The organism is Spiroplasma endosymbiont of Apeira syringaria, from assembly GCF_964020205.1.
Taxonomy (GTDB): domain Bacteria; phylum Bacillota_I; class Bacilli_A; order Mycoplasmatales; family VBWQ01; genus Spiroplasma_E; species Spiroplasma_E ixodetis_A.
The window spans coordinates 485566-500503 of sequence record NZ_OZ026543.1 but is presented as its reverse complement, the minus strand read 5'-3'; the positions used below and the strand labels follow the sequence as shown (position 1 = coordinate 500503).

The 14938-nt window shown below is 25.6% G+C and carries 18 protein-coding genes and 1 pseudogene; 14 read left to right on the top strand and 5 right to left on the bottom strand.

All coding sequences use genetic code 4. The annotated features are described in order from the left end of the window. Window positions 1-77 precede the first annotated feature (77 nt). The 6 genes and pseudogenes from AACL02_RS03135 (at window position 78) to AACL02_RS03110 (ending at window position 5289) form a co-directional block, all read left to right on the top strand. Window positions 78-1316: pseudogene (locus AACL02_RS03135) on the top strand (IS256 family transposase). A 227-nt stretch (window positions 1317-1543) separates the two neighbouring features. After that, the gene (locus tag AACL02_RS03130) at window positions 1544-2266 is read left to right on the top strand and encodes an RsmE family RNA methyltransferase (RefSeq protein WP_339042758.1); all 723 of its coding nucleotides are present in this window, start codon (window positions 1544-1546) and stop codon (window positions 2264-2266) included. Between the two features lie 11 nt (window positions 2267-2277). Further along, window positions 2278-3261 carry a Gfo/Idh/MocA family oxidoreductase gene (locus tag AACL02_RS03125; RefSeq protein WP_339042757.1) on the top strand — a complete coding sequence of 328 codons (984 nt, stop codon included), beginning with the start codon at window positions 2278-2280 and terminating at the stop codon, window positions 3259-3261. Window position 3262: 1 nt separating this feature from the next. Further along, window positions 3263-3928, top strand: coding sequence for a deoxyribose-phosphate aldolase (gene deoC, locus AACL02_RS03120; RefSeq protein ID WP_422397840.1), 666 nt, complete (start codon window positions 3263-3265; stop codon window positions 3926-3928). A 297-nt stretch (window positions 3929-4225) separates the two neighbouring features. Continuing rightward, the gene (locus AACL02_RS12445) at window positions 4226-4468 is read left to right on the top strand and encodes a DUF3800 domain-containing protein (RefSeq protein ID WP_422397839.1); all 243 of its coding nucleotides are present in this window, start codon (window positions 4226-4228) and stop codon (window positions 4466-4468) included. Between the two features lie 128 nt (window positions 4469-4596). Continuing rightward, on the top strand, window positions 4597-5289 hold the full coding sequence (locus AACL02_RS03110) for an IS1595 family transposase (RefSeq protein WP_339043529.1): 693 nt from the start codon (window positions 4597-4599) through the stop codon (window positions 5287-5289). 53 nt (window positions 5290-5342) lie between these two features. On the opposite strand, the gene AACL02_RS03105 is transcribed toward AACL02_RS03110, so the two are convergent. Both AACL02_RS03105 and AACL02_RS03100 read right to left on the bottom strand, forming a co-directional pair. After that, on the bottom strand, window positions 5343-5537 hold the full coding sequence (locus tag AACL02_RS03105) for a hypothetical protein (protein ID WP_339042754.1): 195 nt from the start codon (window positions 5535-5537) through the stop codon (window positions 5343-5345). A gap of 233 nt (window positions 5538-5770) precedes the next feature. Beyond that, window positions 5771-7009, bottom strand: a complete 1239-nt coding sequence (locus AACL02_RS03100; protein WP_339043527.1) for an IS256 family transposase — start codon at window positions 7007-7009, stop codon at window positions 5771-5773. Between the two features lie 127 nt (window positions 7010-7136). Between AACL02_RS03100 and AACL02_RS03095 the strand changes: the two genes are divergently transcribed. Next, window positions 7137-7586: an IS1595 family transposase gene (locus AACL02_RS03095; protein ID WP_339042189.1), complete on the top strand. Its 450-nt coding sequence runs from the start codon at window positions 7137-7139 to the stop codon at window positions 7584-7586. 98 nt (window positions 7587-7684) lie between these two features. Here the strand turns inward: AACL02_RS03095 and AACL02_RS03090 are convergent, their stop codons facing one another. Further along, entirely contained in the window at window positions 7685-8545 is an 861-nt protein-coding gene (locus AACL02_RS03090) for a ribonuclease HIII (protein ID WP_339042752.1), read from the bottom strand. Between the two features lie 131 nt (window positions 8546-8676). Between AACL02_RS03090 and acpS the strand changes: the two genes are divergently transcribed. The 3 genes from acpS to AACL02_RS03075 all read left to right on the top strand — a co-directional run bounded on the left by acpS (window position 8677) and on the right by AACL02_RS03075 (window position 11724). Beyond that, the gene (acpS, locus tag AACL02_RS03085; RefSeq protein WP_339042750.1) at window positions 8677-8997 is read left to right on the top strand and encodes a holo-ACP synthase; all 321 of its coding nucleotides are present in this window, start codon (window positions 8677-8679) and stop codon (window positions 8995-8997) included. A gap of 34 nt (window positions 8998-9031) precedes the next feature. Beyond that, window positions 9032-10333 (top strand): thymidine phosphorylase, encoded by a 1302-nt coding sequence (locus AACL02_RS03080; protein WP_339042749.1) that lies wholly within the window; start codon window positions 9032-9034, stop codon window positions 10331-10333. 74 nt (window positions 10334-10407) lie between these two features. After that, window positions 10408-11724, top strand: a complete 1317-nt coding sequence (locus tag AACL02_RS03075) for a hypothetical protein (RefSeq protein ID WP_339042748.1) — start codon at window positions 10408-10410, stop codon at window positions 11722-11724. A gap of 201 nt (window positions 11725-11925) precedes the next feature. On the opposite strand, the gene AACL02_RS03070 is transcribed toward AACL02_RS03075, so the two are convergent. Next, complete coding sequence (locus tag AACL02_RS03070; protein WP_339042747.1) at window positions 11926-12462, bottom strand: IS1595 family transposase; 537 nt, start codon at window positions 12460-12462, stop codon at window positions 11926-11928. A gap of 6 nt (window positions 12463-12468) precedes the next feature. Continuing rightward, window positions 12469-12747, bottom strand: coding sequence for a hypothetical protein (locus AACL02_RS03065; RefSeq protein ID WP_339042746.1), 279 nt, complete (start codon window positions 12745-12747; stop codon window positions 12469-12471). On the opposite strand from AACL02_RS03065, the gene AACL02_RS03060 reads away from it, so the two are divergent. The 4 genes from AACL02_RS03060 to AACL02_RS03045 are packed head-to-tail and all read left to right on the top strand — an operon-like array spanning window position 12693 to window position 14882. Beyond that, window positions 12693-12893 carry a hypothetical protein gene (locus AACL02_RS03060; protein ID WP_339042745.1) on the top strand — a complete coding sequence of 67 codons (201 nt, stop codon included), beginning with the start codon at window positions 12693-12695 and terminating at the stop codon, window positions 12891-12893. The genes AACL02_RS03065 and AACL02_RS03060 overlap by 55 nt on opposite strands. Further along, complete coding sequence (locus AACL02_RS03055; RefSeq protein ID WP_339042744.1) at window positions 12826-13578, top strand: segregation/condensation protein A; 753 nt, start codon at window positions 12826-12828, stop codon at window positions 13576-13578. Before AACL02_RS03060 ends, AACL02_RS03055 begins: the two co-directional genes overlap by 68 nt. Next, on the top strand, window positions 13571-14152 hold the full coding sequence (scpB, locus tag AACL02_RS03050) for an SMC-Scp complex subunit ScpB (protein WP_339042743.1): 582 nt from the start codon (window positions 13571-13573) through the stop codon (window positions 14150-14152). The genes AACL02_RS03055 and scpB overlap by 8 nt, the downstream gene beginning before the upstream one ends. Beyond that, window positions 14145-14882: a pseudouridine synthase gene (locus tag AACL02_RS03045; protein WP_281748443.1), complete on the top strand. Its 738-nt coding sequence runs from the start codon at window positions 14145-14147 to the stop codon at window positions 14880-14882. Before scpB ends, AACL02_RS03045 begins: the two co-directional genes overlap by 8 nt. The last annotated feature ends 56 nt before the right edge of the window (window positions 14883-14938 follow it).

Here is a 14938-nt window from a genome sequence, read left to right as displayed (position 1 = left end):
TGTGTAACTTACAAAAATAACTATGTTTAATTAATTCTAGTAAATATAATTAAATGACTAGAAAGAGTGAGTTACAGATGGCTAAAAAAGATAACTTTAATAATAATGATCCAATATCAAAAGCAGTAGATTTATTACTAGAAAATACTGAAGATTTAACAACAGTTTTTAAACCTGGCGGTTTATATAAAGAATTAACAAAAAGATTATTTGAAAAAATGTTGAATTCTGAAATGCAAAATTATTTAGGATATGAAAAAAATCAACATAGTACTACTTAAAATGCTCGTAATGGTACAAGTTCAAAAAAATTAATAACTCAACAAGGTAAAATTGAAATTGATGTACCAAGAGATCGCAATAGTAATTTTACTCCTGTAATAGTTCCTAAAAGGCAAAGAAGATTTGATGGTTTTGATCAACAAGTTCTTTCCTTGTATGCAAAAGGAATGACATTATCTGACATTAGAATGCAGTTGCAAGAGTTATATCATGGTGCTGATATTAGTGAAAGTGTTATTAGTCAAATTACTGATGATGTTATTGATGATGTTAAAGCATGACAAAATCGACCATTAGAAAGTATTTATCCTATTGTTTATTTTGATTGTATAGTAGTTAAAGTACGACAAGATAAACGGATTATTAACAAATCAGTTTATATAGCATTAGGAGTTGATTTAGAAGGCAAAAAAGATGTTTTAGGATTATGAATTAGTGAAAATGAAGGTTCTAAGTTTTGATTATCTAATTTCACAGAAATGAAAAATCGTGGCTTAAATGATATTCTTATTGCTTGTAGTGATAATTTAACAGGCATGTCAGAAGCAATACAATCAGTTTATCCTAAAACAGAACATCAATTATGCATCGTTCATCAAATTAGAAATAGTTTAAAATATGTTTCATACAAACATCGAAAAGGTCTAGTTGCAGATTTAAAACCAATTTATAGTGCATGTAGTGAAGAACAAGCAATGCAAGCTTTAGAATCGTTTGAAAGTAAATGAAATAAACAATATTCTCAAATTACTAAATCTTGATATAAAAATTGAGATAATTTAATGGTTTTTATTAGTTATCCAGTAGAAATCAAAAGAGTGATTTATACTACAAATGCTATTGAATCTGTTAATAGTCAATTACGAAAAATCATCAGAAATAAAAAAGTTTTTCCTAATGATATGGCAGTTTTCAAAATATTTTACTTGGCAATTGAAAATATAACAAAAAAATGAACATTGCCTATTCAAAATTGAAATACAGCAATTGCTCATTTTATGATAAAATTTGAAGACAGAATTAATCTAAATTAGTAACTTTGTAAAACAAAGATACACAGATTATTAAAAAGCCTCATTACTAAAGTTGCAAAATGTATTATTTTATAAATAATTAAAAACTACTTAATTAATTAAGTAGTTTTTAATTTAGTTTCATGATAAAAGAAAAAAGAAATTTTATATTTTATAAATTAAAGATGATAGTTAAAACTGGTTAATTTGAGTTTTACCTTATGTTATAATCAAATTAGAGGTGGACTATGGAATGCTACTTTACTAACCATAAAACTAATAATATTTTAATATTGGATGAAGAAGATAGTAAACATCTAATTAAAGTATTACGTCATAAAATTAATGATGAAATAGTTATTATTCATCAAGAACAAAAATATTTAACAAAAATTATTGAAATTACATCAGTTATTAAATGCGAAATTATAAAAACAGTGCCAAATAGTAATTCAGAATTAAGATGTAAAATCACATTAGTAATATCTTTATTAAAAGAACAAAAATTTGATTTAGTCATTCAAAAAGCAGTAGAATTGGGAGTTTATCAAATTGTGCCATTGCAGTTAAAACGATGTGTTAGTGTTTTAACAATAACAAAAGCAGAACAGAAAGTTTTACGTTGACAAAATATTGCAAAAGCTGCTGCCAAACAATCAAATCGCAATTTAATTCCGATTGTTACACCCGTTGTTTTTGATTTAAAACAATTAGAGCGATATCGGTCTCATCTTAATTTGGTTGCATATGAAAATTCATCAGAAACTAGTTGAATTAGTCAAATAAATAATAAATTATCATCAATAACAATTATAGTTGGACCCGAAGGAGGAATCACTAAAGAAGAAATTGCAACTTTAACACAACTTAATTTTAGTAATATTAGTTTAGGAAAATTAATTTTACGTGCTGAAACTGCACCTTTATTTTTAATTTCAATCATTAATTATGAAACAAGTTTAAAAAGTTAGAGGAGTACAAGATGATTAGAATTGGTATTATTGGAACTGGAAAAATTGTTCAAAGATTTATAAAGCAAGCGTTAACTAATAAAAAAGTTAAAATAACTTGTATATATTCAAGAAGTTTAGATAAAGCAGAAACATGAGCAAAAAAATATAATATTGCCCATAGTACTGATGATTTAAATAAAATGATAGAACATATTGATGCTATTTATATTGCTTCACCAAATGGTTTGCATTACAAACAAAGTAAATTATTTTTAAAAAATAATATTCATGTTTTGGTAGAAAAAACTATTACTTTTACAGTTGAAGAAGTTAAAAACCTAATTTCTTTAGCAAGAAGTAAAAAAATAATTTTATTAGAAGCTTATGTTACTGTTCATTTACCTATTTTTTCTAAATTAAAAAAATTAGTGCATGAAATAAATCCAGAAGTAGTTAACCTTAATTTTAATCGTATTTCTTCAAGAATGCCATCAGTTGAAAAAGGAATATATGATTCTGTTTTTGATAAAGATTTTGGTAAAGGTTCAACTTATGATAGTTTAGTATATCCATTACAATTAGTATTGTATTTATTAGGTAAAGTAAAAACAGTTAAAGCGATGGCAATTAAATTACCTAATGGTGTTAATTTAAGTAATCATGTTATTTTGAAGCATGAAAATGGAACTATTACTACTATTATTTGTAGTAAAGGAGTAACCTCTTATGCACAAAGTGAATTTATAGGTCATAATAGTAGTCTTGTTTTATCACAAGTTCATCCATTAAGTGGAATTAAGGTTTATACTAAAAACGGAATAAAAGAAATCGCAGATAATACCAATGAAGAAAGTTTAATGACATATGAATTAAATGACTTTGTAAAAATGATTAAAAATAAAGATTATTTAAGTCGAGATTATTGATTAAATCATAGTTTAATGAATCTTGAAGTTATTGAAGCAATTATTAAAAGTGAAAATGAATTAGGAGTTGAAGTTTATGAAAAGTAATATTAATTTAAATGAATATATTGATCATACATTATTAAAACCAGAAGCAACATTATCAATGATTGATACATTATGTAAAGAAGCTAAAACTTATTATTTTAAAGCAGTTTGTATTAATCCATTTTATGTTAATCGTGCTGTTACTTTATTAAAAAATAGTAATGTTAAAGTATGTACAGTGGTTGGTTTTCCATTGGGTGCCAATACTACACAAACTAAAGTAGCAGAAACAATTAATGCGATTAAAGATGGTGCTCAAGAAATTGACGTTGTTATTAACATTGGGGCACTAAAGGATAATGATCAAAAACTTGTATTGCAAGATCTACAAGCAGTTCGTAATGCATGTCCGTCAAATATTATTTTAAAAGTAATAATTGAGTGTAGTTTATTAACAACAGAACAAAAAATTATTGCTTGTCAGTTAGTAACTAAAGTAAAAGCAGATTTTATTAAAACTTCAACTGGTTTTGCTAATGGTGGTGCAACGGTTGCTGATATTAAATTAATGAAAGCAAATATTGGTCCTCATGTTGCAATTAAAGCTTCTGGTGGTATTAAAAATGAAGATGATGCAATGGCGATGATTAATGCTGGTGCTACTAGAATTGGTACTAGTAATGGTGTTGCTATTATTTCAGGGGATGAAGCTAAGGGTGGTTATTAAATAGATTAAATAGATATATTGATAATTATAATAAATAAAAAAAAGAAATTAAGATATTTAAAAATATTAATTATATGTAAAAAATAAAAGTTACCTAGGTAACTTTTATTAATAAAAAATCCCTAATTAAAGGGATTTTGCCTAAGAAACCACGTACTTAACATACGCTTAGTAATCAAGTGGTATACGGTTTATCTTAAAGGACTTTATTATATTTTACTATACTTTTATATATGATTCAAGTATAATAAATTTGATAACTTATGAAAGTGTAGTATATAATGGTATTTATAATATATAATATTAGATGAATCCGGGACTTTATCAATAAATAATAGACATAAATATTTTGTCATAGCAGGCTATATATGTAAAGATATAAGAAAAGTAAAATTTATATATAACAAAGTAAAAAATAATTTAAAAGAAAGTTTAAAAAATAAAATTGAAATAAAAGCTACAGATTTAAATGTTACAGAAAAAGCAATTTTTATAAATCAATTACGGACTTCTCCCCACATGTACTTGTGGAGGGAATAATGAAACTGAATGAATTCAACAATGCTTTTCAAACTGAACAGCAATGTCTTGCATATATAGCAAATTTGAAAGAAAACAAATGTATTAGGTGTTTTAGTTTTAATTTGAATACTTCTGATTTAAAAAGAATGAGATGTTTAAAATGTAATCAAACATTTAGCATTCTCACAGGCACCATATTTTCAAGGTCACAAACATCTTTAACATCTTGGTTTTATCTTATCTTTAGATGAATAAACACCAAACATGGAATTCCATCAACAGATATTGCAAAAGAATTGGGAGTGACTTTGAAAACTGCTTGAAGAATGACTCATAAAATCAGAACACGTATTGCAAAACAAAAACCTCAATTTATTGTTGAAGGTACAGTGCAAATTGATGAAATGTATCTTTCACATATGGGTTTTAAAAAACAAGGAAGATCCTTGGTGAATAAAACCTTGATTGTTGGCATTTATCAAAAAACAACCAATAATTTAATTGTGAAAGTATTGAAAAACGCAAAGAGTAAAAATCTTTTGCAGTTTGCAAAAAACCACATTTCTTCAAAATGTCTTGTATATACTGATTCTTGAAAAGGATATTGCGATTTTAAATCAGTTTTCACTAAGCATGAAACAGTTAACCATCAAGATGGCTATGTTTCAAAAATTGGTGTAAATACCAACCAAATTGAATCAGTTTGAAAACATATAAGAAGAACATTTAAAACACATATCAAAGTTGCAAAACATCATTTTCATTTATATGCTAAAGAAGCTGCATATAAATTCAACAAGATACCTAGTTTTGAAACTGTAATTCTATGTTTGATTTAAAAATGTGGGGAGAAGTCCGTAGATAGGCTTTTCTCATCATTTATGTGATAAAATTAAAATAGTACATAAAGGGAGAAAAGCCTTAATTTTATATTTTCATTAACATTACATAGTTTTCAATTTTGTTTTAAATATTGTTCTAAACCATTTGGAAATAATCCTTTATCTTGTCTTTCATCAATCCTAAAATTAATTTCACTTTCATCTTCAAAATATTCTTTAATATTTTCAAAAATTTTATTTAACATAACTTTAGTTAAAAAATTATATTTATCTGCAATATGTTTTATATTTTTTAAAAGTTTTGGATTTTTTGCATTAATATAAATTCCTATTAATTTAACATCATTTAAGGTTAATAATTGATGGCTTTTCTCCCTTTATGTACTATTTTAATTTTATCACATAAATGCTGAGAAAAGCCTATCTACGGACTTCTCGAGGCTTTTTAATAATCTGTGTATCTTTGTTTTATAAAGTACTAGTTTAGATTAATTCTATCTTCAAATTTTATCATAAAATGAGCAATTGCTGTATTTCAATTTTGAATAGGCAATGTTCATTTTTTTGTTATATTTTCAATTGCCAAGTAAAATATTTTGAAACCTGCCATATCATTAGGAAAAACTTTTTTATTTCTGATGATTTTTCGTAATTGACTATTAACAGATTCAATAGCATTTGTAGTATAAATCACTCTTTTGATTTCTACTGGATAACTAATAAAAACCATTAAATTATCTCAATTTTTATATCAAGATTTAGTAATTTGAGGATATTGTTTATTTCATTTACTTTCAAACGATTCTAAAGCTTGCATTGCTTGTTCTTCACTACATGCACTATAAATTGGTTTTAAATCTGCAACTAGACCTTTTCGATGTTTGTATGAAACATATTTTAAACTATTTCTAATTTGATGAACAATGCATAATTGATGTTCTGTTTTAGGATAAACTGATTGTATTGCTTCTGACATGCCTGTTAAATTATCACTACAAGCAATAAGAATATCATTTAAGCCACGATTTTTCATTTCTGTGAAATTAGATAATCAAAACTTAGAACCTTCATTTTCACTAATTCATAATCCTAAAACATCTTTTTTGCCTTCTAAATCAAATCCTAATGCTATATAAACTGATTTGTTAATAATCCGTTTATCTTGTCGTACTTTAACTACTATACAATCAAAATAAACAATAGGATAAATACTTTCTAATGGTCGATTTTGTCATGCTTTAACATCATCAATAACATCATCAGTAATTTGACTAATAACACTTTCACTAATATCAGCACCATGATATAACTCTTGCAACTGCATTCTAATGTCAGATAATGTCATTCCTTTTGCATACAAGGAAAGAACTTGTTGATCAAAACCATCAAATCTTCTTTGCCTTTTAGGAACTATTACAGGAGTAAAATTACTATTGCGATCTCTTGGTACATCAATTTCAATTTTACCTTGTTGAGTTATTAATTTTTTTGAAATTGTACCATTACGAGCATTTTCAGTAGTATTATGTTGATTTTTTTCATATCCTAAATAATTTTGCATTTCAGAATTCAACATTTTTTCAACTAATCTTTTTGTTAATTCTTTATATAAACCGCCAGGTTTAAAAACTGTTGTTAAATCTTCAGTATTTTCTAGTAATAAATCTACTGCTTTTGATATTGGATCATTATTATTAAAGTTATCTTTTTTAGCCATCTGTAACTCACTCTTTCTAGTCATTTAATTATATTTACTAGAATTAATTAAACATAGTTATTTTTGTAAGTTACACAGATTACTAAACATTTCCAAACAAAAACCTCAATTTATTGTTGAAGGTACAGTGCAAATTGATGAAATGTATCTTTCACATATGGGTTTTAAAAAACAAGGAAGATCCTTGGTGAATAAAACCTTGATTGTTGGCATTTATCAAAAAACAACCAATAATTTAATTGTGAAAGTATTGAAAAACGCAAAGAGTAAAAATCTTTTGCAGTTTGCAAAAAACCACATTTCTTCAAAATGTCTTGTATATACTGATTCTTGAAAAGGATATTGCGATTTTAAATCAGTTTTCACTAAGCATGAAACAGTTAACCATCAAGATGGCTATGTTTCAAAAATTGGTGTAAATACCAACCAAATTGAATCAGTTTGAAAACATATAAGAAGAACATTTAAAACACATATCAAAGTTGCAAAACATCATGTTCATTTATATGCTAAAGAAGCTGCATATAAATTCAACAAGATACCTAGTTTTGAAACTGTAATTCTATGTTTGATTTAAAAATGTGGGGAGAAGTCCGTAGATAGGCTTTTCTCAGCATTTATGTGATAAAATTAAAATAGTACATAAAGGGAGAAAAGCCATTAAGTTTTAATTATTTATTTAAAAAATTCAGTAAATGATTTTTTGCTATGACGTTCAAGAAATTTATTAAATTCAATTGTTTTTTCATTTTTAATTTTTTCTAAAAATACATTAACTTCTTTTCCAGTACCTAATGGAATTGTATTAGTGTCAATAACTTTTATTTTTTTAATTTCTTCTAAAAATAAATAACGACTAATAATAGTACTACAAGCGATAGCTAAATACTTACTTTCTGCATTAGTAACAAATTGAACTTTATCTTTAATAATTTTATTACGATTATCTTTCATATTTTCAATGTATTTGTAATATGTATCTTCATTAATATATTGATCAATAACTATAGTATCATATTGAATTCTATGTTGTAACATACGAACTAATGCTTGATTTTCTCCTCAAGTTTTAATAATATTGGGGCTATAACCCGCATCAATTCATTGATTATATTTACGATTGTTAATGATTACTGACTCAAAAATAATTGTTTTCATAATATCTTGTGCTAATTCAATAAATTTACTTTGCGATAAGTCTTTATAATCGCGAATGTTAAGTAAACGTAATTTTTCTAAATTACCTGAACCAATATAAGAACTAATAATAACAAGTGGACCAAAAAAATTATTAATACCAAATTCAGCATTGCCAATGACTGGTGATTGATTTTCATCAAGTTGATTTCAAATACTGCGATATTCTGCAATAATATCTTCTTTAGTACCTTTAAAAATAACTTTTTCTTGATAAATTTCAATTGTTATATTATGATATTGAAATAATTCATAACTACTATTTTTATTATCAACTTTATAGTTTTGGTAGTGTTCTTTAATTAATGATTTTTGTTTTTGATTTAAGTAAAATGTCATTAATATACCACCATCTTTTCAAAATTTATTTGATTTATTGAAATTAATATCACACTTTCTTTCATATTAATTATATAATAAAAACAAGGATTTTAGGGTTTTAACCTTTTATTTTATATAAGGAGTTAACAATGCGTAGTGTAGGTATAGATATTATTGAAGTAAATCGAATAGAAAATATTGAAGAACTTGCTAAAAGAATTTTAAGTAAAAAAGAAATTATACTTTTTAATCAATATTCTTTACAACGTCAACAGGAATTTTTGGCAGGAAGATGAGCATTAAAAGAAGCAATTTTTAAGGCATTACCACAAGAAAAGTTAACATTTAAAAATATTGATATTAGCTATAATCAATATAATCAACCAATAACTATTATTAATAATTATCAATTACTTTTATCTTTATCACATAATGAAACTAATGCAATTGCAATTGCAATTGTTATTTAATAAAAAGAAAGTAAGGTGTTTTATTAAAATGTATATGATTGATTTAATTTCTAAAAAGAAATTAGGACAAAGTTTAAATAAAGAAGAACTAAAATTTTTAACAGAAGGTATTGCCAATGAAACAATACCAGACTATCAAATTAGTGCTTGAGCAATGGCTGTTTATTTTCAGGGAATGACTAATGATGAATTAGTAGAATATACAAAAGATATTATTAATAGTGGTGAAACCATGGATTTATCACAAATTACTGGTTTTAGTATTGATAAACATTCAACTGGTGGTGTTGGTGATAAAACTAGTTTAGTATTTGCTCCAATAGCTGCTGCTTGTGGATTAAAGGTTGCAAAAATTTCTGGAAGAGGATTGGGTATTACTGGTGGTACTATTGATAAACTGGAAATAATTCCAAATTTTAAATGTGATTTAGAAATATCAGATTTTATTAAAGTTGTTAATAAAGTTGGTATGAGTATTATTAGTCAAACTAGTAATTTAGTGCCTGCTGATAAAAAATTATATGCATTACGTGATGTTTCAGGAACAGTTGATTCATTACCATTAATTGCTGCTAGTGTTATGTCTAAAAAAATAGCAATGGGCGCTGATTTAATTTTACTAGACATTAAATGCGGAAAAGGTGCCTTTGTTCAGGATATAGTAACTGCAAGAGAGTTAGCAAAATTAATGGTACATATTGGTAAAGCTTTTAATAAAAAAATTTATGCTATTATTAGTGATATGAATAAGCCTTTAGGACGAACAATTGGTAATGCACTAGAATTACAAGAAGTTATTTTAAGTTTAAAAAATAAAGGACCAGAAGATTTGAAGATCCTTGTTAGTAATTTAGTAGCTTTAGCCTTATTGGGAGCTAAAAAGGTAAAAACCTTAAAAGAGGGTATTGATAAAGTTAATGCTATGTTTACTAGTGAAAAACCACTACAAATTTTTTATGATTTTGTTAAAAGTCAAGGTGGAGATACTAAATATCTTGATAATATTGATAAATTACCACCAGCTAAATATATTATTAAAGTTAAGGCGCAATTATTGGGCTATTTAGATTTTACTAATAATTATGCTTTAGGTGAATTATCAGTAATATTAGGAGCAGGAAGAACTACGAAAACTGATATCATTGATCCGGTGGCAGGAATTTATTTAAAACAAATTCATGGTCAAAAAGTTGAAAAAAATAGTGTAATTATGGAACTCCATACTAATAAAGATCAACATTTCCATCAACAATTTTTAGATTTGGCAATTTCTACATTTCAGATTACTAATAAAAAATACGATATTAAACCAATAATTTTAGAAATAATAATGTAATTTAGTTTAAAATTGTTTATAATGTTACAGTATTTTAAAAATATTAATTAAATGAAATGATAAGGAGCGTTTTTGTGAAATCTTTATTAAAATTACTGGGCACACTTGCTTTAGCAACAACACCAGTTGTAACAGTTATTGCTTGTGGTAGTGAAAATAATCAAATGACTCCAAGGGATATTCTTAATTTTGCTGCCTCTTTTGTTACTGATAGTAGTGTGCAAATTAAGGCTGATCTTAATTTATCAGATGATACAAATATAGGAGAAATGAAAGGTAAAATTTTTAGCAAATTAGATACTTCTGTGCAAACAGCTATTGGTAACTTTTTCTCTAGTAAACTTAAAGAAAGTACCAATGAACATCCAACAAATTGATATCACCCTGATGCACATGTCAAAATTATGGACTATGTTCCAAAAAAAGATAATGATAATGATGAAAAAGAAAAACCTAAGTTTGTTTTACCAACTGGTAGTGAATTAGTCAATGGTTATTTATGAGTAAAAGCGGAAATCTCTTATTTAAATTTACCATCAGTTACTAAAGATATTAAAATTACAATTAATAATGATACAAGTCATACTAGTGATCAAAAAAAAGCTGATGCAATTAAAGATTTTATTGAGAAACTTATTAATGGAGAAATTAAAGATAATGTTTTAAATGTTAATGTTGAAAACTTACCAATTAGTGGAAAAATTGATGCACCTTCAAAAGAAGATATTGCTAGAACTCAGTTATCATATATTAAACAAAATTTAAATGTTGCCATTAAAGATAAAGTTCAATATTCTGGTTTAAGTTTAAGTTTTGAATTTTCAGATGATGCTAAATCAACTTTATTTAAAATGGCAGATCCAACGGTGACCAATAATGATGATAAATCAATTGTATTTAATGGTAATGTTAGTAATATTACTATTGATTTCTTAGTTGGTAATGATGGTAAATCTACTTTTAATACTGGTGATATTGAAAGTAAGTCTGCTATTCAGATTAACCAAACTTTTGTTGATGCAACAACACAAATTTCAAAAATATTTTCTGAATGAACAGTTGATGCAGTAAAGGAATTACCAAATGCTTCAGAAAGTTTTTCAGATTATAAGGAAATGAATAATATAAAAGAACAAGTTATAACAAAGGGTTATTTTGCTAATATTAATAAAATTTATAGTATTCTTGTTCCCAAATGAAATGATAGTGTAATAACTATTACTAATCCCGAAAGTGGATTTAATCTTAATCCTAACGAAAAAAATGGTTATTTTAATTTAAACTTTAAATTAGAATATGACCTAAGTAAAGACTTTCCAGATATAAAGACATCTTCAAAATTTGAAATAAATGTTGAAAATATTAATATTACGTTACGTGAAGTTAAATAATAATATTTAAATATATAATAACTTTTAAAACTTATTTTAATCATTAAAAAATTAAAAATAAGTTTTTTTATTTATTAAAGATTAATCAAGTACTATTAAATTAAGTTATAATTAATATTGGCTTTTCTCCCTTTATGTACTATTTTAATTTTATCACATAAATGCTGAGAAAAGCCTATCTACGGACTTCTCCCCACATTTTTAAATCAAACATAGAATTACAGTTTCAAAACTAGGTATCTTGTTGAATTTATATGCAGCTTCTTTAGCATATAAATGAACATGATGTTTTGCAACTTTGATATGTGTTTTAAATGTTCTTCTTATATGTTTTCAAACTGATTCAATTTGGTTGGTATTTACACCAATTTTTGAAACATAGCCATCTTGATGGTTAACTGTTTCATGCTTAGTGAAAACTGATTTAAAATCGCAATATCCTTTTCAAGAATCAGTATATACAAGACATTTTGAAGAAATGTGGTTTTTTGCAAACTGCAAAAGATTTTTACTCTTTGCTTTTTTCAATACTTTCACAATTAAATTATTGGTTGTTTTTTGATAAATGCCAACAATCAAGGTTTTATTCACCAAGGATCTTCCTTGTTTTTTAAAACCCATATGTGAAAGATACATTTCATCAATTTGCACTGTACCTTCAACAATAAATTGAGGTTTTTGTTTTGCAATACGTGTTCTGATTTTATGAGTCATTCTTCAAGCAGTTTTCAAAGTCACTCCCAATTATTTTGCAATATCTGTTGATGGAATTCCATGTTTGGTGTTTATTCATCTAAAGATAAGATAAAACCAAGATGTTAAAGATGTTTGTGACCTTGAAAATATGGTGCCTGTGAGAATGCTAAATGTTTGATTACATTTTAAACATCTCATTCTTTTTAAATCAGAAGTATTCAAATTAAAATTAAAACACCTAATACATTTGTTTTCTTTCAAATTTGCTATATATGCAAGACATTGCTGTTCAGTTTGAAAAGCATTTTTGAATTCATTCAGTTTCATTATTCCCTCCACAAGTACATGTGGGGAGAAGTCCGTTAATATTAATAAGTATAAAATGATATTGAGGGAACGAGAATAATGTTACAACCAGTAATTACAATTGAATCTTTTCAAGGACCAATGGATTTGCTTTTGCATTTAATTAAAGAAAAAAATATTGATATTTTAGATTTAAATCTAAATGATGTTACTAACCAATATGTTCATTTTATTAATGAAGAATTAATTAAAAACATTGATTTAGTAAGTGAATATTTACCGATTGCTGCTTATTTATTAGAATTGCAATCAAAACAATTATTACCAAAACAAGAACTAGTGGTAGATAGTGCTTATGAAAATGAAGTTAATCGTCAAAAATTAATTGCTCGTTTATTAGAATATAAAAAATTCAAAGAAATAAGTAATTATTTTAAAGAACAGGCTTTATATAGAACCCAATTATTAACAAAAACACCTAGTGATTTAAAAACATATTTAGTTGATGAAATTACACCAATTTTGGTAAAAAATAATATTAATAAATTAACACAAGCAATGTTAAACTTATTTAATAGACTACAAAATGAAAATAAATTACCAGTTAATTTAGCATTAAACTTAATTTCAGCTGAAGATCGAGCTAAAGAAATTAAACAGTTACTGAAGAAAAACCCCAAGCAACACTTTACTTTAGAACAATTATTTTTTACTAAAGCATTAACTTTACATTATTTTATTATTACTTTTATTGCAATTTTAGATCTTGCAAATCATCAAATTTTACATATTATACAAACTAATACTTTTACTGAAATTAAAGTAATTTATCGAGGTGAGAAAAATGAATAATAGCAATTGAAAAACAAACGAAAGATTAGCAGTTTTACAAGGTTTATTATTTATTGCTGGCAATGAAGGCCTTGATTTATTAACACTTGCTGAATATTTAGAATTAACAAAAAAACCAAAGACTGTTGAAAATTTAATTGCGTCTTTACAAATGAAATTAAATGATGATGATACCAGTGGTTTAAGTTTAATTAAAGTTGGTAATATTTATAAATTAACAACAAAACCTATTCATTATAATCGCTATCAAGTATTAAAACAACAACCTTTAATACGTTTATCACAAGCAGCTTTAGAAACACTAGCTATTATTGCTTATAATCATCCAGTTACTAAACCACAAATTGAAGATATTCGTGGTGTAAATTGTGATTCTATTATTTTTAAACTAAAAAGTTTAAATTTAATTACTGAGATTGGTCGTAGTGAATTACCAGGAAAACCAATTTTATATGATTTAACTGATGAATTTATGGATCATTTTAATATCGAATCTTTAACTCAATTACCAACTTTGCCTCAATTTAATAACCAAAATGATGAACAAGAAGTCTACAACTTTACTAATGAATAATGATTTAGAACGCTTGCAAAAAGCTATTGCTAATTCTGGAGTATGTTCACGACGAAAAGCAGAATTACTAATTATTAATGGGCAAGTAACAGTTAATGGGCAAATTATTACAACGTTAGGTTTTAAAGTTACAAGTAGTGATGTTATTAAAGTTAATAATCAAATTATTAAGCAATCTAATCATATTTATTTAGCATTTTATAAACCACCTAATTGTTTAACAACAGTCAGTGATCCTAAAAATCGACCAACGGTAATGAATTATTTTACTAATATTAATAGTAGAATTTACCCAGTCGGTCGTTTAGATTTTGATACTTCAGGTTTGTTGTTAATGACTAATGATGGTGAATTTACTAATGCTATTATTCATCCTCGTTATAAAATAGATAAGGTATATGAAGTATTGGCAAGTGGTATTTTGTCATCAAATGCTATTAAAAAACTACAAGACGGTATTATTTTATCAACTTCATTTACAACTTCTCCTGCTATTGTTAAAATAATTTATAAAAATATAAAAAAAGAAAATACTTTACTACATCTAACCATTCATGAGGGACAAAATCAACAAGTTAAACGTATGATTAAAGCAATAGGAAGTAGAGTAATTACTTTAAAACGTTTACAAGTTGCTAATATTACTTTAAAAGGTTTAACAATGGGTGAATATCGTTATTTGACAGAAGAAGAAGTAACAACATTGATGAAATTGAGTCAAAAGAGTTAAAATAAAAGAATAATTTATTTTTTAAATATAACAACTTTTTATGAGGCTTTTTAATA